Source organism: Pseudonocardia hierapolitana (assembly GCF_007994075.1).
Taxonomy (GTDB): domain Bacteria; phylum Actinomycetota; class Actinomycetes; order Mycobacteriales; family Pseudonocardiaceae; genus Pseudonocardia; species Pseudonocardia hierapolitana.
Map to the genome: position 1 here is coordinate 2521222 of NZ_VIWU01000001.1, position 23036 is coordinate 2544257.

Genomic DNA, 23036 nt, shown 5'->3' on the forward strand with positions numbered 1-23036 from the left:
GATCGTGCGCGGGCGAGTCGAGCGATCGTGCGCGCTCCGCGACGCCAGATTCAGCGCGAGGAGATGTCGGACTCGCCGTGTCGGGATGTCGGACTCGCCGTGCTGGTTCGGCGGACTCGCGGGGGCTGTCAGGCGGCGGTGGCCTCGGTGTAGCGGTCGGCGGCTGCCCAGACGAGGCGGGCGTAGGCGACCGAGCTGTTGTAGGTGAGCACGCCGGCCCACCATCCCTCTCCGCTGGCCGTGTCGCGGCCGTCGGCGCAGAGGTAGCCGGCCGCGGCGAGTGCGGCGTCGTCGAGCTGGTTCGGGTCGCGCACCCCGTCGCCGTTGCCGTCGGCGCCGTAGCGGGCCCAGGTGCCGGGCAGGAACTGCATCGGGCCGACCGCGCGGTCGAACGTGGTGTCGCCGTCGAGGCGGCCGCCGTCGGTGTCGCGGATCTCGCGCACGCCGGGCGAGCCGTCGAGCGGCGGCCCGATGATCGACGGACGGGCGGCGCCGTCTGTGCCGACCCGCGCGCCGCCGAACCGGCCGTGGTCGGACTCGACGCGCCCGATCCCGGCGAGGGTGCTCCAGGAGAGGCGGCACTCCGGGGTGGCGGAGCGCTGGGCCAGCTCGGCGGCGGCATAGGCGCGCAGCGCCCGGGCCGGGACGCCGCTGCGTTCGGCCGCTGTGGCGGACCACCTGAGGAGGTCGGTGCCCTCCGCCAGCGGCGGCGGTTGGGGGACGGGTGTGTCCCGGTCGACGTCGGCCGCGGTGAGGCCGTCACCGCGCTGGGGGCGCTCCGCCCTGTGGTCGCGGCTGTCGCGGGCCGAGAGGATCGACACCCCGATGAGCACCACCATCGTCATGATCCCGAGCACGGCCAGCGCGATTGCGCCGAATCGTCCACGACGTGCCGTCACCCGACCAGGTTAACCAGCTCGTGTGGACCAGTAGCGCCGCCACCCGGCGGCGTCGAGGGCGTGCGGGTCGGCGCCGTCGGCCGCGGCGGCCTGCTCCGCGGCTCGCACCGTGTCGGCGAACCGGCGCGCGGCCGACCGCAGCTCGGCCTCCGGGTCGACCCCGGCGAGCTTCGCCTTGGCGGCCAGCGCGAAGAGCTGCTCCCCCACGCTCGCGCCTGCCGGCAGCAGGTCGGCCGGCAGGTGTGCGCGGGCCGTGCGGCTCGTGAGCTTCGCGGCGAGCGCGACGGCGGGCTGACCGAGCGGCACGCCGTCGACGCTGGACTCGCGCTGCTTCTCGGCGCGCTTGAGCTCCTCCCAGCGGTGCTCCTGGCGCTCGGCCGTGTCGATCCGCTCGCTGCCGGCGAACACGTGCGGGTGCCGCCCGACGAGCTTGGCGACGAGGTCGCCTGCGACGTCGTCGATCGTGAACGGCCGCGCGGTGTCCTCCGCGGCGACGCGCGCGTGGAACAGCACCTGCAGCAGCACGTCGCCGAGCTCCTCTCGGATGGCGTCGCCGTCGCCGTCCTCGATCGCCTGGTAGAGCTCGTAGCACTCCTCGATCAGGTACTGCAGCAGCGACTCGTGGGTCTGCTCGGCGTCCCACGGGCAGCCGCCGGGCGAGCGCAGCCGGTCCATCACCGCGACGGCGTCGAGCAGCGCGCTCCCCTCCGGGAGGCCGATGACGGCGGCGCCGTCGGCCCGGGCCGGGTCGGTGGTCAGCAGCACCTCGGCCGCCCCGTCGGCTCCCCAGCCGTCGGCGCGAACGGCGCCCGTGGCGGCCACCACCTCATCGGGCACGGAGGCATCGGCGAGCACCCGCTCGGCCGCCCGCAACGCCGGGACGGCGGCAGCCGGAAGCACCCCGCTCCACCGCTCGGGCAGGACGACGACCGTCCGCTGCACGATCCCCGTGCTCATCAGCCGGCGACGGGCGGGAGGACCGAGCCGGCCTGCTGGCCGTCGGCGACGATCCGCAGCTGGACCGGGTCCCACACCCCGTAGCGCGGGTTGACGCGGATGCCGATCGTGTCGGCCGTGGGCTGCACCAGCCGCTCGCCGATGGCGGCCAGCTGGGACTGGCTCATGCCGCTCAGTGCCTCCGGGTCGGACGGGGCGTCGGTGCGCCGGTCGGTGATCCGCGCGACGATCCACTGGCTCTGGCCGGGGTTCGGCTGGAACGCGATCACGCTGCCGGCCGGCACGCCGAACAGCACGGTCCTGGCGTTCTCCGGCGAGGCCGCTGCGGCGAACGTCTGGTCGCGCCTCGCGGTGCGCGGATCGTCGAACAGGGCGTCGGCCTGCGGTCCGCCGGCCTGCAGCGTGGCGGCAGCGGACTCGGCGTCTGCGCGCGAGGTGGCGGCGACGAGATCCGCGGTGACGACGAGCCCGCCGATTTCCCGCTGGGCCAGCTGAGCGGCGATCAGGTCGTCACGCACGATCTGACGCAGCGTCGGCTGGTCGAACAGCGAACCGTCGAGGAGCGCGTCGATGCCGCCGTTCTCGGCGATGTAGGCGTCGATCTGCGCGTCGGTGACGACGATGCCGTCCTGCGCAGCGCGCCGGTCGAGCAGGTCGTGCAGGACGGCGCGCGTGACGATGCTCCGGGCGAGGTCGGCCGTGGTGCCGCCCTGCGCCGTGATCTGCGCGATCAGGTCCTTCTTGGCCAGAGCCGTGTCGAGCTGGCTCTGCACGCGCTCGATCGGGACGGCGTTGTCCCCGACGAACACCGCCGTGCCCGCCTGGATCGGCCCACCGCACCCGCTGATCACCGCACCGATGACGGCGACGGCCGCCGCAACGCGTCCCACCTGCATACGCACGACCGACACCTTCTCACGCGCGGCGTGAGGCCCGGATCAGAGGTCGGCCTGGACGACGTGCGTGGAGCACATCTTGTCCGCGAAGGTCTGCCGTTGCTCGTCCCACAGCGGCCAGAGAAAGCCGACTCCCAGCGGGATCGCGTCGACCAGGTGCGCGACCTGCCGCCCGAACGCCCGGCCGAACCCGACCGGCTCGCCGGAACCGGCGCTGACCAGCCGCGTGCCGAGCACGCTCTTGCCGAGGCTCTGGCCGGAGCGGCCCTGCCGGTACCCGCTGTTCCACACGAGGAACGCCAGCCCGACGAGGGCGGCACCGGGGTAGACGATGCCGATCACGACGACGTCCCTGGTGGCGAGCGCGGCGATCAGCACGACGGCCAGCAGCCCGGCCGGGATGCCGATGTCGACGAGGAAGCCACCGACCCGCTGCCCGTACGTCGCGAACAACGGGAACCCGTAGCGCGCGGGTGGTCGGGGGCGCACGGCGCTCCCCGGGGGCTCCCGACGCGACGGCTCGGTCTCCGGGTGGAGATCGGGCACGTCAGCGGACGGAGAGCCGGCCGAGCCTGCGGAGTCGGCGGGGTGGGTCAACTCTGCTCTCCCGGGCGTCTTGCCCGTCCAGGCCAGTCCCGGAGGGCTCCAGCCTGTTGATCGCTCTACGCTGCGGACCGTTACTCCACGCAGGTGATCGGACGCAGGCCGTCAGGTCCGCACCGGCGCCAGCAGGTCGGTGAGCAGCTTCGTGCACCACTCCAACAGAGCAACATCGCGCAGCGGTGCCCCGCCGACCCGGCCGCTCTCGGTGGGCTTCGGGATGGTCACGATCTTGGCCGCGGGCTTGTAGGTCGCCTTGGGGTGCAGGCGCTTGAGCCGCATCTGCGCCGAGTCGGGGAGCTCGACCGGCCCGATGCGGATGCCCGTGCCCGCCACCGTCACCTCGCCGACGCCCAGCGTCCGGCAGGTCTGGCGGAAAGCGGCGACGGCGAGCAGGTTGCGCACCGGGGTGGGCGGCTCGCCGTAGCGGTCGCCGAGCTCTTCGACGATCGCGTCGAGCGCCGCGCCGTCCGAGGCCTCGGCGATCTTGCGGTAGACCTCCAGCCGCAGGCGCTCGCCGGTGACGTAGTCGTGCGGCACGTGGGCGTCGATCGGCAGGTCCACCCGCACCTCGGCCAGCTGCTCCTCCTCCTCGCCCTCGCCTGCGCCCGCCTGCCTGCGGAACGCCGCGACGGCCTCGCCGACGAGCCGGATGTAGAGGTCGAACCCGACGCCCGCGATGTGGCCGGACTGCTCGGCGCCCAGGATGTTGCCCGCGCCCCGGATCTCCAGGTCCTTCATCGCGACGGCGGCGCCCGAGCCCAGGTCGGAGTGCTGGGCGATCGTGGCGAGCCGGTCGTGCGCGGTCTCCGTGAGCGGGTGCTCCGGCGGGAACAGGAAGTAGGCGTAGCCGCGCTCGCGGCCACGACCGACGCGGCCGCGCAGCTGGTGCAGCTGCGAGAGCCCGAGCGTGTCCGAGCGCTCGACGATGAGCGTGTTGGCGTTGGAGATGTCCAGGCCGTTCTCGACGATCGTGGTGCAGACGAGGACGTCGTACTCCTTGTGCCAGAACCCGTTGACCGTGCGTTCCAGGATGTCCTCGTTCATCTGGCCGTGCGCGATGGCCACCCGGGCCTCCGGCACGAGTTCGCGGATCTTCCGCGCCGCCCGGTCGATCGTGGAGACGCGGTTGTGGACGTAGAACACCTGGCCGTCACGCAGCAGCTCCCGGCGGATCGCTGCGGTCACCTGCTTGTCGCTGTACGCGCCGACGTAGGTGAGCGTGGGGTGGCGGTCCTCGGGCGGGGTGGCGATCGTCGACATCTCGCGAATGCCGGCGAGGCTCATCTCGAGCGTGCGCGGGATCGGCGTCGCGGAGAGCGTGAGCACGTCGACGTGCGTGCGCAGCGCCGTGATGTGCTCCTTGTGCTCCACGCCGAAGCGCTGCTCCTCGTCGACGATCACGAGGCCGAGGTCCTTCCAGCGCACGCCGGTCTGCAGCAGCCGGTGGGTGCCGACCACGACGTCGACGGTGCCGTCGGCGAGACCCTCGATGGTCTGCTTCGCCTCGATGTTGTCGGTGAACCGCGACAGGCCCTTGACGGTGACGGGGAAGGCGCGCATCCGGTCGGCGAACGTCTGCAGGTGCTGGGTGGCGAGCAGCGTGGTGGGCACGAGCACCGCCACCTGCTTGCCGTCCTGCACGGCCTTGAACGCCGCGCGCACCGCGATCTCGGTCTTGCCGAACCCGACGTCGCCGGAGATCACCCGGTCCATCGGGGCCGAGCGCTCCATGTCGCGCTTGACCTCCTCGATCGCCGCCAGCTGGTCGGGCGTCTCGGTGTACGGGAACGCGTCCTCCAGCTCCCGCTGCCACGGGGTGTCCTTGCCGAAGGCGTGGCCCGGCGAGGACTGGCGCGCCGCGTAGAGCTGCACGAGCTGTGCCGCGATCTGCCGGACGGCCTTGCGGGCCCGGCCCTTCGTCTTGGCCCAGTCGGCGCCGCCGAGCTTGTTGAGCGTGGGCACCTCGCCGCCGACGTAGCGGCTGATCTCGTCGAGCGAGTCCGTGGGGACGAACAGGCGGTCGGCGGGCTGTCCGCGCTTCGAGCTCGCGTACTCCAGCACCAGGTACTCGCGGGTGGCGCCGCCGACGGTGCGTTCGCGCATCTCGACGAAGCGGCCGATGCCGTGCTGGGAGTGCACCACGTAGTCGCCCGGCTGCAGGGTGACGAGGTCGACCGCGTTGCGTCGCCGCGACGCCAGCTTGCGCGGCTCGGTGCCTGCCGCCCGGTTGCCGGTGAGGTCGGCCTCGGTGAGCAGCACGAGCGCGCGCGTCGTGAAGCCCTCGGTGAGCCGCCCGCAGGTGACCGTGACCAGTCCCGGCTCCGGCTCGCCCACCAGTTCCTCGACGTGCTTGGCCGGCACGTCGGCCTCGCGCAGCTGCTCGAGCGAGCGCTGCGCCGTGCCGTGGCCCGCGACGACGAGCACGGCGGTGCCGCCCGTGGCGACGTGGGCGCGCAGGTCGACCAGCGCGCGGTCGATGTCGCCGCGGTAGCTCTCCACCTCGTGCACGGCCGGGGCGAGCACGTCGTCGCGACCGGACACCAGCGGGCTCAGCGTGACGACCGGCCGGCCGGTGGCCGACGCGTGTTCCAGCACATCGCCGAGGTCGCGGTACGCGGACGCGCCCACGTCGATGGGCGAGTCGCCGCCGACGCCCGCGGCGAACCAGCTCGCCTCCAGGAACTCCTGGCCGGTGCGCACCAGGTCGGCGCTGCGGGTCCGGATGCGCTCCGGGTCGGCGAGCAGCACCAGCGAGCCGGCCGGCAGCAGGTCGGTCAGCAGCTCCAGCTCGCCCGCGACCAGCGCCGGCACCAGCGACTCCATGCCCTCGCTCGGGATGCCCTGCGCGAGGTGCTCCAGGAGCTCCCGCAGCTGCGGGTTGTTCTCGTGGGTGCGTGCGAGCGCGGCCGCCCGCTCCCGCACCGGCTCGGTGAGCAGCAGCTCCCGGCAGCCGGGGGCGAGCAGCTCCTCGACGGGTGCGACGGAGCGCTGGTCGGCCACCGCGAACGAGCGCAGCTCGCTCACCTCGTCACCCCAGAACTCCACGCGCACCGGGTGCTCGGCGGTGGGCGGGAAGATGTCGACGAGCCCGCCGCGGACGGCGAACTCGCCACGCGCGGTGACCATCTCGACGCGCGTGTAGGCCAGCTCGACGAGGCGGACGAGCAGCGCGTCGAAGTCGTGGGTGTCGCCGACCCGCAGCCGGACCGGGTCGAGCGTGCCGAGGCCGGGGGCGATCGGCTGGATGAGGCTGCGCGCCGCCGCGATCACCACGCGGGGTGCCGTCTCCGGCGCGGCGAGCCGGCGGAAGATCTCCAGGCGGCGCCCGACCGTGTCCGGGCGCGGGGACAGCCGCTCGTGCGGCAGCGTCTCCCAGGACGGGAGCACGGCGACATCGTCCGGACCGAGCAGGTCGGCGGCCGCGGCGCCGGCGTCCTCGCCCTCGCGATCGGTGGCGGTGACGACGAGGACCGTGCGGCCGGCGCCGCCCTCGGCGGTGCCGAACGCCGCGGCGAGGAACGGCCGCAGCGCCGAAGGCCCCTCCACCGCCAGGGCGGGCACACCGTCGGCGCGGGCGTCGCGGGCGGCCTCGACCACGGCACCCAGATCGGGATCGGAGAGGCAGGAGCGGAGAAGACCGGAGAGCTTGGCCACGTCGGAGGACCCTCGCAAGGCAGGAGAAGCGCACGCAGAACAGACCCCTGCCCCGGACGTCCCCCAGGGTGGGGCCTCCATCCAGACTACGCCCGCGGTCTCACCGCCCGCTGGCAGTATCGATCGCCATGACCGACCTGTCGAAGCTGCCGCCGGTCGACCCAGCCGTCCCGAACGCCGCCCGCATGTACGACTACTTCCTGGGCGGCTCCCACAACTTCGCGGCCGATCGGGCAGCCGTCGAACGCACCATCGCCGTCATGCCGTTCGCGGCGCAGGTGATCCACGCGAACCGGTACTTCCTGGGGCGGGCCGTGCGGTTCTGCGCGCGGGAGGGGATCGACCAGTTCCTCGACCTCGGATCCGGCATCCCGACGGTCGGCAACGTCCACGAGGCGGCCCGGGCCGTCGATCCGGCGGCGCGGGTGGCCTACGTCGACAACGAGCTGGTCACCGTCGCCTCAGCCGCCGCGCTGCTCGACGGTGACCCGCTCGCCACGATCACCGCGGCGGACCTGCGGGAACCCGACGCCGTGTTCGAGGCACCCGGCGTGCGCGAGCTCCTCGACCTGTCCCGCCCCGTGGCGCTGCTGACGGTCTCCGTGCTGCAGTTCGTGCACGACGACGACGAGGCCGCAGCCATCGTGGAGCAGTACCGCGGTCGGCTGGTGCCGGGCAGCATGCACGTGCTGTCCCACGTGACGGGCGACCACGACAGGACCGAGCTCACGGCGGCCGAGGACGTGTACCGCAGCACCGCCAACCCCGGACGGCTCCGCTCCCGCGAGCAGGTCGCCGCCCTCCTGGCCGGCCTCGAGCTCGAGGAGCCGGGGATCGTGGACGTCACCGAGTGGCGCCCGGACGACACGGCGGGCAGGCAGCACCGGGGGATGTGGGCCGCCGTCGGGCGCATCCGTTAGTGGACTGCGCCCCACCCCGCCGGGAGCATCACCCGCATGACCGACCTGTCGAAGCTGCCGGCCGTCGACCCCGAGGTGCCCAACGCCGCCCGGATGTACGACTACTACCTGGGCGGCTCGCACAACTTCGCCGCCGACCGCGCCGCGGCCGAGCGGGTCAAGGCGGCGATCCCCTACGCCGTGGACGTCGCGCGGGCCAACCGGTTCTTCCTGCACCGCGCCGTGCGGTTCTGCATCGGAGAAGGCCTCGACCAGTTCCTCGACCTCGGCTCCGGCATCCCGACGGTCGGCAACGTCCACGAGATCGCGCGGAACCTCGGCTCCCGGGCGCGGGTCGCCTACATCGACAACGAGCCGGTCACCGTCGCCTCTGCGGCGGCCCTGCTGGAGGACGACCCGCTGGCCACCATCACGATGGCCGACATCCGCGACCCCGACGCCGTCTTCGCCGCTCCCGGCGTCCGCGATCTGCTCGACCTCTCCCGTCCGGTCGCCCTGCTCACCGTCGCCGCGCTCCCCTTCATCCCCGACGAGGACGACCCCGTGGGGCTCGCGCAGCGCTACCGCAGCCGGCTCGCGCCCGGCAGCATCCACGTCCTCTCGCACGGCACGGCCGACCACGACCCCGCCGAGCTGCGCGCCCTCGGCGACGTCTACCGCAACACCGCGAACCCCGTGACGCTCCGCACCCGGGACGTGGTCGCCGACATGCTGCGCGACACCGAACTGGTGGAGCCCGGCCTCGTGGACGCGACGGAGTGGCGCCCGGAGGACACGATCGGCGACCAGCACCGTGGCATATGGGCGGCGGTCGGCTGCATCCGCTGAAGGCGGCCGCCAGCCCGTCGCAGCTGCTGATCACTCCGAGCAGCACGCCGTCGCCGATCGCGCAGCCGTGGAGTACTCCTCGCCGGGATCGAGCCGCTCGAGAAGCACGCGAGCGCGATCGCTGCAGCGCTGACGTGCGCCTCGTGCTCAGAACTACCCCGGGGGCAGGGTCCACAGGCCGCGGGGCCTGCGGTGGTGCGTCCCGCGGAACGGCCGGTTCACCGCCTCCTTCACGAACCACCACCCCTCCTCCTCCGTCTCCGCCCACCCGTGCGAGGACTTCCCCTCGTCCAACACCACCGTCCACCGGTACCGCCCGCTGCGCTCGTGGAACGTCACCGACGCCCGCCCTGCTGACGCGTGATCTGCAGCCGCGCCTCCGCCTCGTCCGGTGCCTCACCCATCGCGAACCCGCCCCCCGGTAGCTCCGTCATCCATAACGCCATACCTGCAGACTAAGCCAAATCGGAAATGTGCGCTATCTCTGATAGCCCTGACACAAGGGCTGAGCAGGACAGACTCGCCGACGTACCGTCCAGACGTGGCGGCGGATCGACTCCTGACCACGGGCCAGCTGGCCCGCGAGTTGGGGCTCCATGCCCGATCGATCGCGCGATGGGCGCAGGAGGGGCAGCTGAAGCCCACACTCGTCACCCCGGGCGGTCAGTACCGGTGGGAGCTGGAGGACGTCCGGGAGCAGCTACGGCAGCTCCGGAAGCGGTCGGACTGAGCAAACGTGCGTCTGCTGACCACCACGCAAGCGGCGCGCGAGCTGGGGGTGTCGGCACGCTCGCTGGCGAGGTGGGCCCAGGAGGGCAGGCTGAGGCCGGCGCTCGTGACCCCGGGAGGCGACAAGAGGTCGGGTCGCTACCTGTGGGACCTCGACGATCTCCGCGACCAGCTGCTCAAGCTGCGCACTCGCCCGGAGTAACCGCACTTCCTCCGGACCGGCCGCCGAGCTGCCGGCTTGGCAGCTTCATCAACCGGTAACGCTCGAAGCGATCGCCTGCAACAGCGCGTGCGTGTACTGATCCGCGACTCACACACGTGAGGCGCGTCTAGGGTTCCGCTCCGCTCGACGGGGGTCTGGTCCGAGAGACGCAGGCGGCCACGCGCGACGGCCGCCCCACGGCGGGACAAAAGCCCGGGAGACAGCTGGTGGTACCGGCTGCTCCGCGGTCGGTGCCCCCGACCGTGAGGAGCCTTCCGTGCACTACCACCCCCGACTCCCCGATCAGACCCCGGACGGCCCGGAGCTGCACGAGAACTACGGGCCGGAGGCCGCGTTCGCCGTCCGCGCCGAGGCGGGCCTGCCGACCACCAAGTGGGAGGAGGAGATCGCCCGCGGCCTGGAGCTGGGTCTCCCCGGCGCCGACTCGATCGTCGACAGGCGCATCCCGACGTTCTCCCGGGGCGAGCTGCCGCACTTCGCCGGGATCAACACGTTCCTCAAGGCCCCGTACGTCGAGGACGTCCGCCGCTGCGGCGAGTACGACGTGGCCGTGCTCGGCGCCCCGTTCGACGGCGGCACGACCTACCGCTCGGGCACCCGGTTCGGCCCGCAGGGCATCCGCAAGATCTCCGCGCTGTACGGCCCGTACAGCTTCGAGCTGGGCGTCGACCTGCGGGAGTCGATCACGATCGGCGACCTGGGCGACGTCTTCACGATCCCCGGCAACATCGAGAAGACCTTCGACCAGATCAGCAAGGCCGTCTCGCACGTCTACGCGTCCGGCGCGTTCCCGGTGGTGCTCGGCGGCGACCACTCGATCGGCTACCCCACCGTCCGCGGTGTCGCACCGCACCTGAACGGCGGCAACCTCGGAATCATCCACTTCGACCGCCACGTCGACACCCAGGAGACCGACCTCGACGAGCGGATGCACACCACGCCGTGGTTCCACGCCACGGACATCCCGAACGTGCCGGCGAAGAACCTCGTGCAGATCGGCATCGGCGGCTGGCAGGCCCCGCGACCGGGCGTGCAGGTCGGACGCGAGCGCGGCACGACGATCATGACCGTCACCGACTGCGTCGAGATGGGCATCGAGGAGGCCGCGCAGCGCGCCCTCGACGTGGCGTGGGACGGGGCCGACGCCGTGTGGCTGTCGTTCGACGTCGACTGCCTGGACGCCGCGTTCGTGCCCGGCACCGGCTGGCCGGAGCCCGGCGGTTTCCTACCCCGCGAGGTCCTGAAGTTCATCCAGATCATCGCCGACGCCCGCCCGCTCGCCGGGATCGAGGTCGTCGAGTGCTCCCCGCCCTACGACAACGCCGAGATCACGTCGCTGATCGCCACCCGCGTCATCTGCGACACCCTCGGCTGCCTGGTGCGGTCCGGCCATCTCCCCCGCCGCACGTCCTGATCTCCCCCAGTCCTCAGGCACGTCCCACCAGCCCGGGAGCCACCATGATCATCCTCGGCGTCGCGATCAGCGTCCTCGTCGTGCTCGTCGTCGGACTCGCCGTCGCCCGCAAGGTCGACGGCGACAGCACCAACTTCCTCGTCGCAGGCCGTTCGCTGGCCCTGCCGCTCTCGGCGGCGGGCCTCATGGGCCAGGCCGTCGACTCCAACGCCACCCTCGGCAACACGGACCTGTCCGCGAGCCTCGGGTTCTGGGCGGGCGCGTCGCTGCCGCTCGGTCTCGGCCTGTGCCTGCTGCTCACCGGCATCTTCTTCGCCAAACCGATGAACCGCATGGGCCTGCTCAGCCTGCCCGACTTCTACCGGCGGAAGTACGGGCGCGGGGTCGAGCTCGTCGCGTCCGTCCTCATGATCTTCAGCTTCTGCATCCTGCTCGCCGGCAACCTGGTGGCGGGCGGGTTCCTGTTCGAGCGCTTCCTCGGCACCAGCTACACCGTCGGCGTGCTGCTGATCGTCGGCGTCGTGCTCGCGTACACGATCACCGGCGGCATGTTCAGCGACGCCTACACGGCGTTCATCCAGATGGTGATCACGGTGATCGGCTCGGCGGCCCTGCTGATCTGGGTGGCCGTGAGCTACGGGATCACGATCCCGGAGGGCATGGGCCCGTTCGACCTCGGCCAGCTCACCGACCCGGCGCAGGGCGCCCCGATCAACTGGGCCACGCTCGTCGCGCTCGGCATCGGCGACATCGTCGCCATCGACTTCATGCAGCGCATCTTCTCCGCGAAGTCGCCCGAGACGGCGCGGCGCGCGTGCTTCGTCGGGGCTGCGGGCACGGCGGTCGTCGGCATCCCCTACGCGCTCGTGGCGCTCTCCAGCGGCGCGATCCTCTCCGGTCCGGCCGACGGCCCGGTGCTGTTCGCCCTGCTGGAGGGCTACGCCCCGGCCATCCTGACGATCCTCGTGCTGTCGGCGATCGTCGCCGCCTCGTGCTCGACGGCCAACGGCGTCATCCTCGGCACGGCGTGCGTGGCCGTCCGCAACATCGCCGGGCTGGAACAGCAGGCCGATCCGAGCGGCGGGCGCGACCCGCTGCTGCGGCGCGTGCGGTTCACGATGCCGCTCGTGGTGGGTATCGCGATCTTCTTCGCGCTGCGGGTGCCCGAGACCGGCATCCTGCTCACCCTGGCGTTCGACCTCATGCTCGCCGGGCTCGTGGTGCCGTTCGTGCTCGGCCACTGGTGGCCCGCCGGGGTCACGACGGCTGCGGCCGCGGCGTCGATCGGCGTGGGCGTGGTGCTGCGGCTGGTGCTCTTCGCCCTGACCCCGACGTTCTACGGCGTCGAGAACACCCTGCTCCACGTCCCCAACGAGGTGTTCGGCCCTGGTTTCGACGGCTGGCCGACGCTGATCTGCCCCGTCGTGTCCCTCGGGGTGTTCGTGGCGGTGGCAGTACTGGTGCCGCGTCGGGAGAGCGCGCTGGCCGAGCGGGCGGCCGTGGTGGCCGTCGAGCCGTAGTTCTACGGAGGCCCGCCCGTCGGCTCGCTGACAGGATCGAATGATGATCCGCAGGTTCCTCCGCTCGTTGATACGGACCGCCGGGCATGCGATCGCGGTGTGTGGTTGGACTTCGGCAACCCCGGGCCGCAGCCCCCGCCTCCGGCCCGGCCGGCCCGCTCGATCCGGCGCCGTGCATGAGCTCGCCGGCGTTTCCGCAGGACTGAGCCGCCTCGGTACCCGCATCCCCGGAAGGCTCGACCCTATGCTCGGCCGATGAGGTTCGGGATCGGCATTCCGCAGTTCTTCGCCGACGGCGAGTTCGACTTCGCCGCGTTCCGCACGTTCCTGCGGCGTGCGGAGGAGCTCGGCTTCGAGAGCGGCTGGACGCAGGAGCAGGTGCTGGGGCCGTCGTCGCAGCTGTCCGCGCTCGAGACGATGACGTACGCCGCCGCGTGCACGGAGCGCCTGCGCGTGGGTTGCGCGGTGTTCGTGACGACGCTGCACAGCCCGGTCCACCTCGCGAAGAGCCTGGCCTCACTGGACCAGCTGAGCGGAGGCCGGCTCGATGTCGGCGTCGGCAGCGGGGGCAAACGGGCCTTCGCCGCGTTCCGCGTGGATCCCGAGCGGTACATCGCGCAGTACACCGAGGGGCTCGCGCTGATGAAGGCGCTGTGGACCGACGATGCCGTGACCTTCGAGGGCGACTTCTGGCAGGTCGAGAACGCCGGTATGCGGCCGAAGCCGTTCCAGAAGCCGCATCCGCCGCTCTGGATGGGCGGCGGTGCCGAGGTGGCGCTGCGCCGCGCCGTCCGGCTCGGTACGGGCTTCTTCGGGGCGGGGTCGGCGCCGACCGCGCGGTTCGCCGAGCAGGTCCGCACGGTTCGGCAGCTGCTCGCGGACAACGGCCGGGACGCCGCGACGTTCCCGATCGCCAAGCGGATCTACACCCTGATCGACGACGACGCGGACCGCGCCCGTACCCGCATGAACGACGCGCTGGCGTCGATCTACGGCGGCCGGATCGAGGCCATCGAGGCCGCCGCGGTCGCCGGGACTCCCGCCGACCTCGTGCGCGGGGTGCAGGAGGTGATCGACGCGGGCGCCGAGCTCGTCCTGTTCACGCAGGTGGGGAATCCGGCCGAGCAGATGGAGCGGCTGGCCGCGGAGGTCATCCCGCAGGTCGGCTAGCGCGAGGCGGGGCTCCGGGCGACGTCGGAAGGCCACGGCGGGAGGTTCAGGAAAGCCACTTTCCGGGCCTGCAAAGCCCTGAATGTGGCTTTCCTGAACTTGCCGCGGCCGCGCCAGTCCACTAATCCCGCGGCGGCAGCTCCGGCCGCCGCCGGGACGGGCGGGTGGCCGGGTCCGGCGGGCGTACGGCCGGGCGTTCCGCCAGCGCCGCCAGCGCGATGTCCACCGCGCGCTTCAGCTGCGGGTCGCGATCTGCCACCCAGTCCTGGGGGCGCATCACCACCTCGACGTCCGGGTCCACGCCGTGGTTCTCGACGGACCAGCCGGAGTCGTCGAACCAGGTGCCGTAGCGCGGCTGTGTGACGCCCGTGCCGTCGACGAGGCTGTAGCGGCTGTCGATGCCGATCACGCCACCCCAGGTGCGCACCCCGACGACCGGGCCGATCCCCAGCCGCTTGATCGCCGCGGTGACGATGTCGCCGTCGGATCCGGCGAGCTCGTCGGCGAGCGCGACCACCGGGCCGCGGGGCGCGTCCTCCGGGTAGGTGGTGGCCTGGCGGTGCCGCGCCGCGTCCCAGCCGATCACCTTGCGGGCCAGCTTCTCGATCACGAGCTGCGAGGTGTGGCCGCCGCCGTTGCCGCGCACGTCGAGGATCAGCCCGTCACGCGAGGTCTCCCGGGACAGGTCGCGGTGCAGCTGCGCCCACCCCTGCGCCGCCATGTCCGGGACGTGCAGGTACCCGAGCCTGCCCTCGGACCGGTCCGCGACGAACGCGCGGCGACCCGCCACCCAGTCCTGGTAGCGCAGCGCCGCCTCCGACGCGAGGGGCTTGACGACCACGCGTCGCACGGCCCCGGCATCGGGGCGGTCGGGTCCGGAGCGGACGGTGAGCTCCACCAGCTTGTCGGCCCCGGAGAGCAGCAGCGCGGCAGGCCCGTGCCCGGGATCGACGGGCCGGCCGCCGACCTCGAGGATCACGTCGCCCTCCCGCACGTCGACACCCGGGCCGGAGAGCGGGCTCCGCGCGGCGGGCGCCGACGTCTCCGGCGGCAGCACCCTGACCACCTGCCAGCCCTCACCGTCCGGGGCGGGTTCGAGATCGGCGCCGAGCAGGCCGGGCCGCCCGCTCGAGTCTCCCGCCTTGCCCGCCTGCACGTACGCGTGCGACGTGCCGAGCTCGCCGTGCACCTCCCAGAGCAGGTCGACGAGGTCGTCGTGGCTGCCGACGGCGTCGACGAGCGGGCGGTAGCGGGCGAGCTCCGCGTCCCAGTCGACGCCCGCCATGTCGGCCACCCAGAAGTGGTCGCGCATCAGCCGCCCGGCCTCGTCGAACATCTGACGCCACTCGGCCGTGGGATCGACCGTGACGACGATGCGGCTCGTGTCGATCTCGAACTCGTCGGCGTCGCCGGAGGACGGCGTGTCGGAACCGGACCGGTCGGTGCGCAGCACCCGCAGCGTCCGGCCGTCGCGCACGACGAGGCGGGTGCCGTCGCCGCTCACCGCGAACGCGCTCACCGGATCGGCGATGACGTCGAGCTTGCGGCGCACCAGGTCGAAACGCTCCAGCACCGGACGTTCGGCGCGGTCGTCGGTGTCGGCGATCGCGTCGCCGAGCACCCCGGAAACGGGGATGCGGTACCAGAGCAGGCAGTCCTTGCCCGCCTGCATCCCGCTGTAGCGGGCGGCCGGTACCGGCATCGGCACGACGCGGGCCGTGAGCCCTTCGACGTCGACGACCACCTCGGGCGGGGCGTCGTCGTCCTTCTTCTTCTCCGGCTCTTCTCGCTCCTCGTCGTCCCCTGGCGCGGGCAGGTCGGCCGCTCCCTCCTCGCCCGGGGTGACCGGGCGCCCGTCCGGGCTCGCTCCGAACGGCGACGGCGTGCGCGCGGCGAGCGGCACCAGGAACGGCCGCCACGACGCCGGGAACGTGAGGTCGAAGGCGTGCTCGTCGTAGATCGGGTCGAAGCTGCGCCGAGACAGGAAGGCCAGGTACTTGCCGTCGGAGGTGAAGACCGGGTCGGTGTCGGCGAACCGCGGCTCGGTGACGGCCACCAGTGTGTCGTCGGCAAGGCGGGCCATCATGATCCGGGATAGTCCTGCCTCCGCCGGGTCGCTGTAGGCGAGCCACGCGCTGTCCGGCGACCACGCGAGGTCCGAGAGCTCCCGGTCGGCGCCCTGCGCGAGCTGCCGCAGCGCGCCGGTGGCGACGTCGAGCACCAGGAGCCTGGCGTCGTGCGTGGCCAGCGCCACGGCCGAGGCGTCCGGGGCGGGCGCCAGTTCGAGCACGCGGCCCACCTCGCCCGCACCGAACCGCCGCAGCGGTTCGGCCCCGTCGGCCCGCTCGTCGAGCGGGGCGATGCAGATCGCGTCCTCACCCTCGGCGTCGTCGACCCACACGGCCCGGTCCGTGCCGAGCGGCCGCGCCAGCCGGGCCCGCACGCCGGGTTCGGCGAGCAGCGTGCGCGCCGGGCCGTCGCGGTGGGTGAGCCGGTGCACGGTGCCGCGGACCAGCGTGATGCTCGTGCGGCCCGTCCGGTCCGGCGCCGCCCACGTGAGCTCCCGCGCCGCCGACACCCGGTGGGGCTCCCGGTTCGTCCGCGGCCCGCCCAGGCGCACGTCGAGCCGCCGCGGTTCGGCGTCGAGGGAGTCGAGGATCCACAGCTCGCCCGCGGACTCGTAGACCACCCGCTCCCCGTCGGTGCTCGCGTGCCGCACGTAGAACGCGGGCGCGCCCGGGCCGCCGTGGTCGGTGTGGCGGCGCAGTCCGGTGCCGTCGGCGCCGAGGGAGTACAGGTTGCCCCAGCCCTCGTGGTCCGAGAGGAAGGCGATCCGGGATCCCACGTGCATCGGAGAGCTGAGCTGCCCGTCGACGTCGGCGGCGAGCCGCTCGAACTCGCCGTCGCCGGAGCGGTCCCACCACAGCTTGCCCGCGGTGCCCCCGCGGTAGCGCTTCCACCAGGCCGGTTCCCGAACCATGAGCGTGCTGACGACGACCGTGGGCCCGCCCGCCGCCAGCGCGACGTCCGAGACCGGCCCGTACGGCAGCCGGCGCGGGGTGCCGCCCTCCGGTGGGATGGCGTACGCCCAGCTGCGCCGCGAGGACGCCTGCCCTGCGGCGCTCAGCGCGAGCACCTCACCGTCCGGCGTCCAGCCGAGCGACTCGGCCCGCGGGTCGCCCCAGTACGTCAGCCGCCGCACACCGCCCCCGTCGAGGTCGCTCCCGTAGACCTCGGGAGCCCCGTTCTTCCACGACGTCCAGGCCAACCGCGTGCCGTCCGGCGACAGCCGGGGGTGCGCGACCGGCACGTCGTCGGCCGTGAGCCGGTACGCCCGGCCGCCGGACAGCGGAGCGGTCCAGACGTCGTCCTCCGCGGTGAACACGAGCGTGTCGCCGCGGAGGTGGGGGAAGCGCAGGTAGCTCGGGGGCATGACGACGACCGTATCGAGGGGTGACCCGCGTACGGCATGTTCACCCTCGCGGCGGCAGGATGGCCGATATGCGGGGGTTGCGGCGGGGCATGGTGGCGGGCGTCGTGGCGGCGATCGGGGTGGCCGGCTGCGGGGCGTCGCAGCCGCCACCCGTCGACAGCGCCGCCGCACCGTCGACGACCGTTCCCGGCACCACCGCCCCGGCCCGCACCGGAACCCCCGAGCTGCAGGTCGAGCTCGTGGCGAGCGGGCTGTCGCACGTCTGGGACATCGGCTTCCTCCCCGACGGCCGGGCGCTCGTCACCGAACGCGGAGGGCGGATCGCCCTGCTGTCCGGCATCGCGCCGGGCGCGACCGTCCGGGAGGTGGCCGCCGACCTCAGCGACGTGCACGTCCGCGGCGAGGGCGGCCTGATGGGCATGGCGGTGCACCCCGACTTCGCGCAGTCCCGGCGCTTCACCACCTGTCAGACCCACATGCAGAACGGCAGCCCCACCGACGTCCGGCTCGTCACCTGGCAGCTGTCGGCCGACGGCACCTCCGCCAACCGGGTGGCGGACCCGCTGGTCGGCGGCCTGCCGATCAACCAGTCCGGCCGCCACTCCGGCTGCCGCCCGACGATCGCCCCGGACGGGGCGTTGCTCGTCGGCACCGGCGACACCGCCCGGGGCGCCATCGCGCAGGACCTGAACTCCCTCGGCGGCAAGGTGCTTCGCGTGGACCTCGCGACCGGCGGGCCCGCGCCCGGCAACCCGTTCGCGGACGCGCAGAACCCGGCGCAGCGACTGATCTGGACCTACGGGCACCGCAACGTGCAGGGCGTGGCCGTGCGGCCCGGCAGCGCCGACGTCTACGCCGCCGAGCACGGTCCCACCGAGGACGACGAGGTCAACCGGCTGCGGCCGGGCGGCAACTACGGCTGGGACCCGTCGCAGGGTGGCACCGTCGGCGGCTACGACGAGGACGTGCCGATGACCGACCTCGCGCGCTTCCCCGACGCCGTGCCCGCCGTGTGGAGCTCGGGCGACCCGGTCGAGGCGGTCTCCGGCGCCGCGTTCCTGTCCGGCGGGCAGTGGGGCGACCTGAACGGCGCGCTGGCCGTGGGGGCGTTGCGGGGCGAGAAGCTGCTGCTCATGACGCTCGGCCCGGACGGCGCCGTCGCCGGGGTGAGCAAGCCGGCACCCCTCGACGGCACGTTCGGGCGGCTGCGGGCGGTGCGCCTGGGGCCGGACGGGGCGCTGTACGTCTCGACGTCGAACGGGAGCAACGACGAGGTCCTGCGCGTCACCCCGATCTAGCCGCCCTCCCCCGCGTGTCGGCAAAGTGGCTTTGCTGACACCGCGCGAGCGCTACGGATCAGCTCCAGCCCTCCGAGCGCGTCACCGGGCGGTCCGGGGCGACGGGCGTGACGGGGCGCCCTTCGAACGCCGTGGAGAGCACGACGTAGGTGTTGATCTGGCCGTGCTCGCCGATCCGCTCGATCACGCCCTCGAGGTGGCTCAGCGACGTGGCGCGCACCTTGAGCATCGTGCAGTGCTCGCCGGACAGCTTGTGGATCTCCACCACCTCCGGGTAGGTCTCGGAGGTCGTGGTCTTGAGCAGGCAATGCCCCAGCGTGCACCGCAGCTGGATGAACGCGAGCAGCGGCTGCCCGGCGCGGGCGGGGTCGACGGTTGCGCGGTAGCCGGAGATCACTCCCGCCGCCTCCAGCCGCCGCACCCGCTCCGCGATCGCGGGCGGCGAGAGGTGCACCCGCTTGCTCAGCGCGTTGTACGACAGCCGCGCGTCGGCCTGCAGTGCATCGAGCAGCCGCCAGTCGAGCTCGTCCAGCTCGAACGATCGTGAAGTGTCCACCGCGAAACTCCTCGCGTTCGTGAACCGGAACGGGGACCGGACCCCCGCGGCGCCCCTTCGGCCGGGCGCCCGTCCTTCCTACCGTTTTCAGCGTGCTTCCACTCCGGATCGCGAGCCTGCTCGGCGGCCTCGCCCAGTCACTCGGCGGCGCGGCCGCCGCCCTTCTCGCCCGCGACCTCGGCGGCTCGGACGCGGTGGCCGGGCTGCCGCAGGCCGTGCTCGTGGTCGGGTCGGCGGTGGCGGCCCTGGGGATGTCGGCGCTCAGCAGGCGGTACGGGCGGCCGCGGGCGCTCGCCGCCGGGCTGGCGGTGGCGACGGGCGGGAGCGTCGTCGTCGTGTTCGCAGGCGATCTGCTCGGGCTGCTCGCCGGCACCCTGCTGCTGGGTGCGGGAACGGCCGCCGTGATGCTCGGCCGGTACGCGGCGGCCGACAGCGCGCCGGAGGGAGCGCGGGCCAGGGCGATGGCCACGGTGCTCGTGGCCACCACCGTCGGCGCGGTGGCCGGGCCGAACCTGCTGGTGCCGGCGGACGCCCTCGGCCGTGCACTCGGGTTGCCCGGGCTGGGCGGCGCGTACGTCGTGGCCGCGCTGTGCTTCGCGATCGCCGCGGGCCTGCTCCTGCGGCTGCCGGCGCGTCCACCCGCGGTCGAGCCGGATCCGCGCGGCGCGGTGCCGGGCGGCACGGCGGTGCGTGGGCTGGCCGTACTGGCGCTCGCCAACCTGGTGATGGTCGGTGTGATGACCATGGCGCCGGTGCACCTGCACCACCTCGGCGCAGGGCTGGGAGCGATCGGCCTCGTGGTGAGCCTGCACGTCGCCGGGATGTTCGCCCCCGCACCGCTGTCGGGGCGCCTGACGGACCGCTGGGGCGCGGTACCGACGACGGCGCTCGCCGGGGCCATGCTCGTGGTGTCGGCCCTGCTCGCCGCGGTGGGCGCGGGCGCACCGCTCGTGCTCGGCGTGGCACTCGTGCTGCTCGGCGTCGGGTGGAACCTCGGGCTCGTGGCCGGCAGCACCCTGCTCACGGCGGGCGTGCCGGCGGCCGAGCGGCCGCGCCGCGAGGGCTGGGGCGAGGTCGCGATGGGGGTGGCCGCCGGTGGCGGCGGCGCGGCGTCCGGCGCGGTGATGAGCGGCGGTGGTTACGGACTGCTCGCCTCCGCGGGCGCGGCGGTGGCCGCGCTCGTCGTGGCGGCCGCGTGGCAGGCCCGCGTCAGCGGGTGCCGTAACGCAGCGCGGCCCGCTCCCGCGCCTTCGCCGCCTCGACCTCGCGGTCCTTCGGCGGCGCCGTGGTCACCAGCTCGTCGAGGAGCTGGCGGGTGACCTCGGTGACGGCGTCGACGGCCCGCGCGAAGGCGGCTTCGTTGGCCTGCGACGGCTTGGCCGTCCCACTGACCTTGCGCACGTACTGCAGGGCAGCCGCGCGCACCTCGTCGGTGGTGGCCGGAGGCTCGAAATTGTGCAGGGTCCGGATGTTGCGGCACACGGGAGTGGCCCCCTCATTGACGAACGGCACTCGCATCAGAACCTACTGGAGGAACGTGCCGCACGTCCGGGGCCGCACGGCCACCGAGTGGCCGACCGGACCATTCGCACTTCGAGGCCATTCGGACGGCGTGGTCTGCATCACCCAGCGAGTAGCGTCCCCCGCCCCTGGGAGAGGGGATCGCCATGAGCAACATCGACAGCCACCGCCGGTCGGCCGACATGTTCAACAGCCGCGACTGGGACGGCTTCGCCGCCGACCTCGCTGAGAACTGCGAGCTCGTCGACCAGGCCCGCGACGTCACGGTCAAGGGGCGCCAGCAGTACCTCGAGTTCGAGAAGGGCTGGGTGGCCGCCTTCTCCGACGGCCGGATCACCAGTCCCCGGTTCTTCGATGCCGGCTCGGCCACGGTGATGCTGTTCACCGGCGCGGGCCGCAACGACGGGCCGTTCGGCCCGTTCCCCGCGACCGGGCGCGACGCGTCGTCGCCGTTCTGCGAGGTCCGGGAGTACGACGCGGACGGCAAGGTCGTCCGGACCGAGCTGTACTACGACCAGCTGAGCTTGCTCGTCCAGCTCGGCCACGTGCAGCCACCTGCTGGATGACGGACGTAGGAACGGCACTCCCGTCCGAGGGCGGGAGTGCCGTTCCGGTCGGTGTCGACGGTGTCAGGAGACGACGCGCATGCCCTCGTCCAGCTCGCCCTTCTGCTGGCGGGCGGCCAGAACGGCGAGGCGGGTGAACTTCTTGTCGAACGCCTCCTGGGTGAGGGCGCGCTCGCGGTACTCCTTCGCCAGCTGGACGGCGCCGTCCGGGATGGACCACTGCGCCTCGAACCCGAGCTCCTTGCGGGCGCGGGCGAAGTCCACGCGGTAGGAGCGCGGGTCGTTGCCCGCCTCGCCGGTGATCAGGAGCTCCGAGCCGGGGACGGCGTCCACCACGGCCTGGGCGATCTCGGCGACCGTGCGGTTGTTCTTCTCGGTGCCGACGTTGTAGGCGCGGGCGCGCACGACGTCGGCAGGCGCGGCGAGCGCCGCCACGACGGCACCGGCGATGTCCTCTGCGTGGGCGAGCGGACGCCACGGGGTGCCGTCGGAGAGCACCTTGACCACGCCCGTCAGGATCGCGTGCCCCACCAGGTTGTTCAGCACGATGTCGGCGCGCAGCCGCGGTGAGAAGCCGAAGGCGGTGGCGTTGCGCATCGAGACCGGCACGAAGTCGCTGTCGGCCAGCTCGGCGAGGTCGTCCTCGACGCGGACCTTGGAGATCGCGTACGGGGTGACCGGCTTGAGCGGGGCGTCCTCGTCCACGAGCTCGTCGCCGGACTGCGCGCCGTACACCGAGCAGGTGGAGGCGTAGACGAAGCGCGTGACGCCCGCCTCCTTCGAGAGCCGGGCGAGCCGGGTGGAGGCGTGGTGGTTGATGTCGTAGGTGATCTCCGGGGCGAGCGAGCCCAGCGGGTCGTTGGACAGCGCCGCCATGTGCACGACGGCGTCGAAGCCCTGCAGCTGCTCGACGGTGACGTCACGCACGTCGGTGGACAGGCCCTCGACGTCCGGGACGTCGAGGGAGCCGAGCACGCAGTCGGCGAACAGGCCGCTGTCCAGGCCCGTCACCTCGTGCCCTGCCGCGGTGAGGATCGGGGCCATCACGGTGCCCAGGTAGCCCTGGTGGCCGGTCAGCAGGATGCGCACAGGTGCAATTTCCCTTCGATCGTCGTCGTCATGTTCTCGTCGAGCCGGTTCCGCGGCCCGTTACCGGATCCCGTCCATGGGCTCGCCGCTCGGGAGCGGCGCCACACCGAGCACCAGCTTCGCGACGTGGAACGCCTCGGCGTACCGCGCGTGGCACTGCACGCCCCGGATGCGGGCGAGCCCGCCGAAGGCCTCCGCGTCGAACCAGACCCGGTCGCGCTGGGACCCGTAGTGCTCGTGCAACTTGGCGATCTTCTCGCGCAGCACCGGCTCGGCCAGCGGGAGGTACGCGGTGGGCTGGGCGAGGTCGCCGTCCCACTTGAGGATCTCGTAGCCGAGCGTGAGGTGGTCGCGGAACACGGTGGGCACGAGCTCGGCGAGGGTGCGGTGGTCCTGGTGGGCGTCGTGCGCCGACGGGGCGAGCACGAGGTCCGGCTCGCCGTGGGTGCGCAGCTCCTCGAGCGCGAGCTTGGCGCGCTCCCACCGGGTGGGCACGCGCCCGTCGGGCAGGTCGAGCACCGTGACGTCGAGCTTCGCGCCGGGGCAGAACGCGCCGAGAGCCGCGCGCTCCTCCTCCTCGCGCAGCGACCCGCCGCCCGTGAGCACGAGCGCCTCCACGGTGACGCCCGGGTGGGCGCGGCACAGCTCCAGCAGGGCGCCACCGGCACCGATCGCGAGGTCGTCGCAGTGGGCGCCCAGCAGCAGCATCCGGTCGAGACGTTCGGGCAGCAGGCTCAGCACGGTCGGTCCTCTGCCCCGT

General features: G+C 73.1%; 21 protein-coding genes and 1 riboswitch. Of the genes, 10 read left to right on the plus strand and 11 right to left on the minus strand.

Annotated elements, in window-relative coordinates; genetic code table 11:
• Nucleotides 1-128: 128 nt before the first annotated feature.
• The 5 genes from FHX44_RS11995 to mfd form a co-directional block, all read right to left on the minus strand.
• Complete coding sequence (locus FHX44_RS11995) at nucleotides 129-899, minus strand: lytic transglycosylase domain-containing protein (RefSeq protein WP_246170325.1); 771 nt, start codon at nucleotides 897-899, stop codon at nucleotides 129-131.
• Between the two features lie 9 nt (nucleotides 900-908).
• Nucleotides 909-1856: a nucleoside triphosphate pyrophosphohydrolase gene (locus FHX44_RS12000; RefSeq protein ID WP_147255824.1), complete on the minus strand. Its 948-nt coding sequence runs from the start codon at nucleotides 1854-1856 to the stop codon at nucleotides 909-911.
• Nucleotides 1856-2752, minus strand: a complete 897-nt coding sequence (locus FHX44_RS12005) for a SurA N-terminal domain-containing protein (RefSeq protein WP_246170938.1) — start codon at nucleotides 2750-2752, stop codon at nucleotides 1856-1858. Before FHX44_RS12005 ends, FHX44_RS12000 begins: the two co-directional genes overlap by 1 nt.
• Nucleotides 2753-2794: 42 nt before the next feature.
• Nucleotides 2795-3241, minus strand: a complete 447-nt coding sequence (locus tag FHX44_RS12010) for an RDD family protein (protein ID WP_147255829.1) — start codon at nucleotides 3239-3241, stop codon at nucleotides 2795-2797.
• A 219-nt stretch (nucleotides 3242-3460) separates the two neighbouring features.
• Nucleotides 3461-7009, minus strand: coding sequence for a transcription-repair coupling factor (gene mfd / locus FHX44_RS12015; protein ID WP_246170326.1), 3549 nt, complete (start codon nucleotides 7007-7009; stop codon nucleotides 3461-3463).
• Nucleotides 7010-7137: 128 nt separating this feature from the next.
• Here mfd and FHX44_RS12020 point away from each other — a divergent pair, with 128 nt between their 5' ends.
• Entirely contained in the window at nucleotides 7138-7929 is a 792-nt protein-coding gene (locus tag FHX44_RS12020) for an SAM-dependent methyltransferase (RefSeq protein WP_147255834.1), read from the plus strand.
• Between the two features lie 36 nt (nucleotides 7930-7965).
• Nucleotides 7966-8757 carry an SAM-dependent methyltransferase gene (locus tag FHX44_RS12025; protein ID WP_147255836.1) on the plus strand — a complete coding sequence of 264 codons (792 nt, stop codon included), beginning with the start codon at nucleotides 7966-7968 and terminating at the stop codon, nucleotides 8755-8757.
• 153 nt (nucleotides 8758-8910) lie between these two features.
• Here the strand turns inward: FHX44_RS12025 and FHX44_RS12030 are convergent, their stop codons facing one another.
• Nucleotides 8911-9096, minus strand: a complete 186-nt coding sequence (locus FHX44_RS12030) for a hypothetical protein (protein ID WP_147255838.1) — start codon at nucleotides 9094-9096, stop codon at nucleotides 8911-8913.
• A gap of 202 nt (nucleotides 9097-9298) precedes the next feature.
• Here FHX44_RS12030 and FHX44_RS12035 point away from each other — a divergent pair, with 202 nt between their 5' ends.
• From FHX44_RS12035 to FHX44_RS12055, 5 genes are all read left to right on the plus strand, one after another.
• The gene (locus FHX44_RS12035) at nucleotides 9299-9487 is read left to right on the plus strand and encodes a helix-turn-helix domain-containing protein (RefSeq protein ID WP_170308883.1); all 189 of its coding nucleotides are present in this window, start codon (nucleotides 9299-9301) and stop codon (nucleotides 9485-9487) included.
• A gap of 6 nt (nucleotides 9488-9493) precedes the next feature.
• Nucleotides 9494-9688 (plus strand): helix-turn-helix domain-containing protein, encoded by a 195-nt coding sequence (locus tag FHX44_RS12040; RefSeq protein ID WP_147255840.1) that lies wholly within the window; start codon nucleotides 9494-9496, stop codon nucleotides 9686-9688.
• 116 nt (nucleotides 9689-9804) lie between these two features.
• Nucleotides 9805-9910, plus strand: a riboswitch (guanidine-I (ykkC/yxkD leader).
• A 55-nt stretch (nucleotides 9911-9965) separates the two neighbouring features.
• Nucleotides 9966-11123: an agmatinase family protein gene (locus tag FHX44_RS12045; protein WP_246170327.1), complete on the plus strand. Its 1158-nt coding sequence runs from the start codon at nucleotides 9966-9968 to the stop codon at nucleotides 11121-11123.
• A 44-nt stretch (nucleotides 11124-11167) separates the two neighbouring features.
• On the plus strand, nucleotides 11168-12643 hold the full coding sequence (locus FHX44_RS12050) for a sodium:solute symporter family transporter (protein ID WP_147255842.1): 1476 nt from the start codon (nucleotides 11168-11170) through the stop codon (nucleotides 12641-12643).
• Nucleotides 12644-12898: 255 nt separating this feature from the next.
• The gene (locus FHX44_RS12055; protein ID WP_147255844.1) at nucleotides 12899-13813 is read left to right on the plus strand and encodes an LLM class flavin-dependent oxidoreductase; all 915 of its coding nucleotides are present in this window, start codon (nucleotides 12899-12901) and stop codon (nucleotides 13811-13813) included.
• A 121-nt stretch (nucleotides 13814-13934) separates the two neighbouring features.
• Here FHX44_RS12055 and FHX44_RS12060 read toward each other — a convergent pair whose 3' ends face one another.
• Entirely contained in the window at nucleotides 13935-17246 is a 3312-nt protein-coding gene (locus FHX44_RS12060) for a S41 family peptidase (protein WP_147255846.1), read from the minus strand.
• Nucleotides 17247-17314: 68 nt separating this feature from the next.
• Between FHX44_RS12060 and FHX44_RS12065 the strand changes: the two genes are divergently transcribed.
• Complete coding sequence (locus FHX44_RS12065) at nucleotides 17315-18544, plus strand: PQQ-dependent sugar dehydrogenase (RefSeq protein WP_170309295.1); 1230 nt, start codon at nucleotides 17315-17317, stop codon at nucleotides 18542-18544.
• A gap of 58 nt (nucleotides 18545-18602) precedes the next feature.
• On the opposite strand, the gene FHX44_RS12070 is transcribed toward FHX44_RS12065, so the two are convergent.
• A complete protein-coding gene (locus FHX44_RS12070; RefSeq protein ID WP_212612433.1) occupies nucleotides 18603-19100 on the minus strand; it encodes an Lrp/AsnC family transcriptional regulator in 498 nt (165 codons plus the stop codon).
• 92 nt (nucleotides 19101-19192) lie between these two features.
• Between FHX44_RS12070 and FHX44_RS12075 the strand changes: the two genes are divergently transcribed.
• Entirely contained in the window at nucleotides 19193-20419 is a 1227-nt protein-coding gene (locus FHX44_RS12075) for an MFS transporter (protein WP_147255848.1), read from the plus strand.
• On the opposite strand, the gene FHX44_RS12080 is transcribed toward FHX44_RS12075, so the two are convergent.
• Nucleotides 20310-20582: a DUF2277 domain-containing protein gene (locus tag FHX44_RS12080; RefSeq protein ID WP_147261112.1), complete on the minus strand. Its 273-nt coding sequence runs from the start codon at nucleotides 20580-20582 to the stop codon at nucleotides 20310-20312. The two genes, FHX44_RS12075 and FHX44_RS12080, sit on opposite strands and share 110 nt — an antisense overlap.
• Before the next feature lie 185 nt (nucleotides 20583-20767).
• Here FHX44_RS12080 and FHX44_RS12085 point away from each other — a divergent pair, with 185 nt between their 5' ends.
• Nucleotides 20768-21187, plus strand: a complete 420-nt coding sequence (locus tag FHX44_RS12085) for an ester cyclase (protein ID WP_147255850.1) — start codon at nucleotides 20768-20770, stop codon at nucleotides 21185-21187.
• Between the two features lie 63 nt (nucleotides 21188-21250).
• Here the strand turns inward: FHX44_RS12085 and FHX44_RS12090 are convergent, their stop codons facing one another.
• Complete coding sequence (locus FHX44_RS12090; protein ID WP_147255852.1) at nucleotides 21251-22276, minus strand: NAD-dependent epimerase/dehydratase family protein; 1026 nt, start codon at nucleotides 22274-22276, stop codon at nucleotides 21251-21253.
• 60 nt (nucleotides 22277-22336) lie between these two features.
• Complete coding sequence (locus FHX44_RS12095) at nucleotides 22337-23017, minus strand: PIG-L deacetylase family protein (RefSeq protein ID WP_147255854.1); 681 nt, start codon at nucleotides 23015-23017, stop codon at nucleotides 22337-22339.
• Nucleotides 23018-23036: the final 19 nt, after the last annotated feature.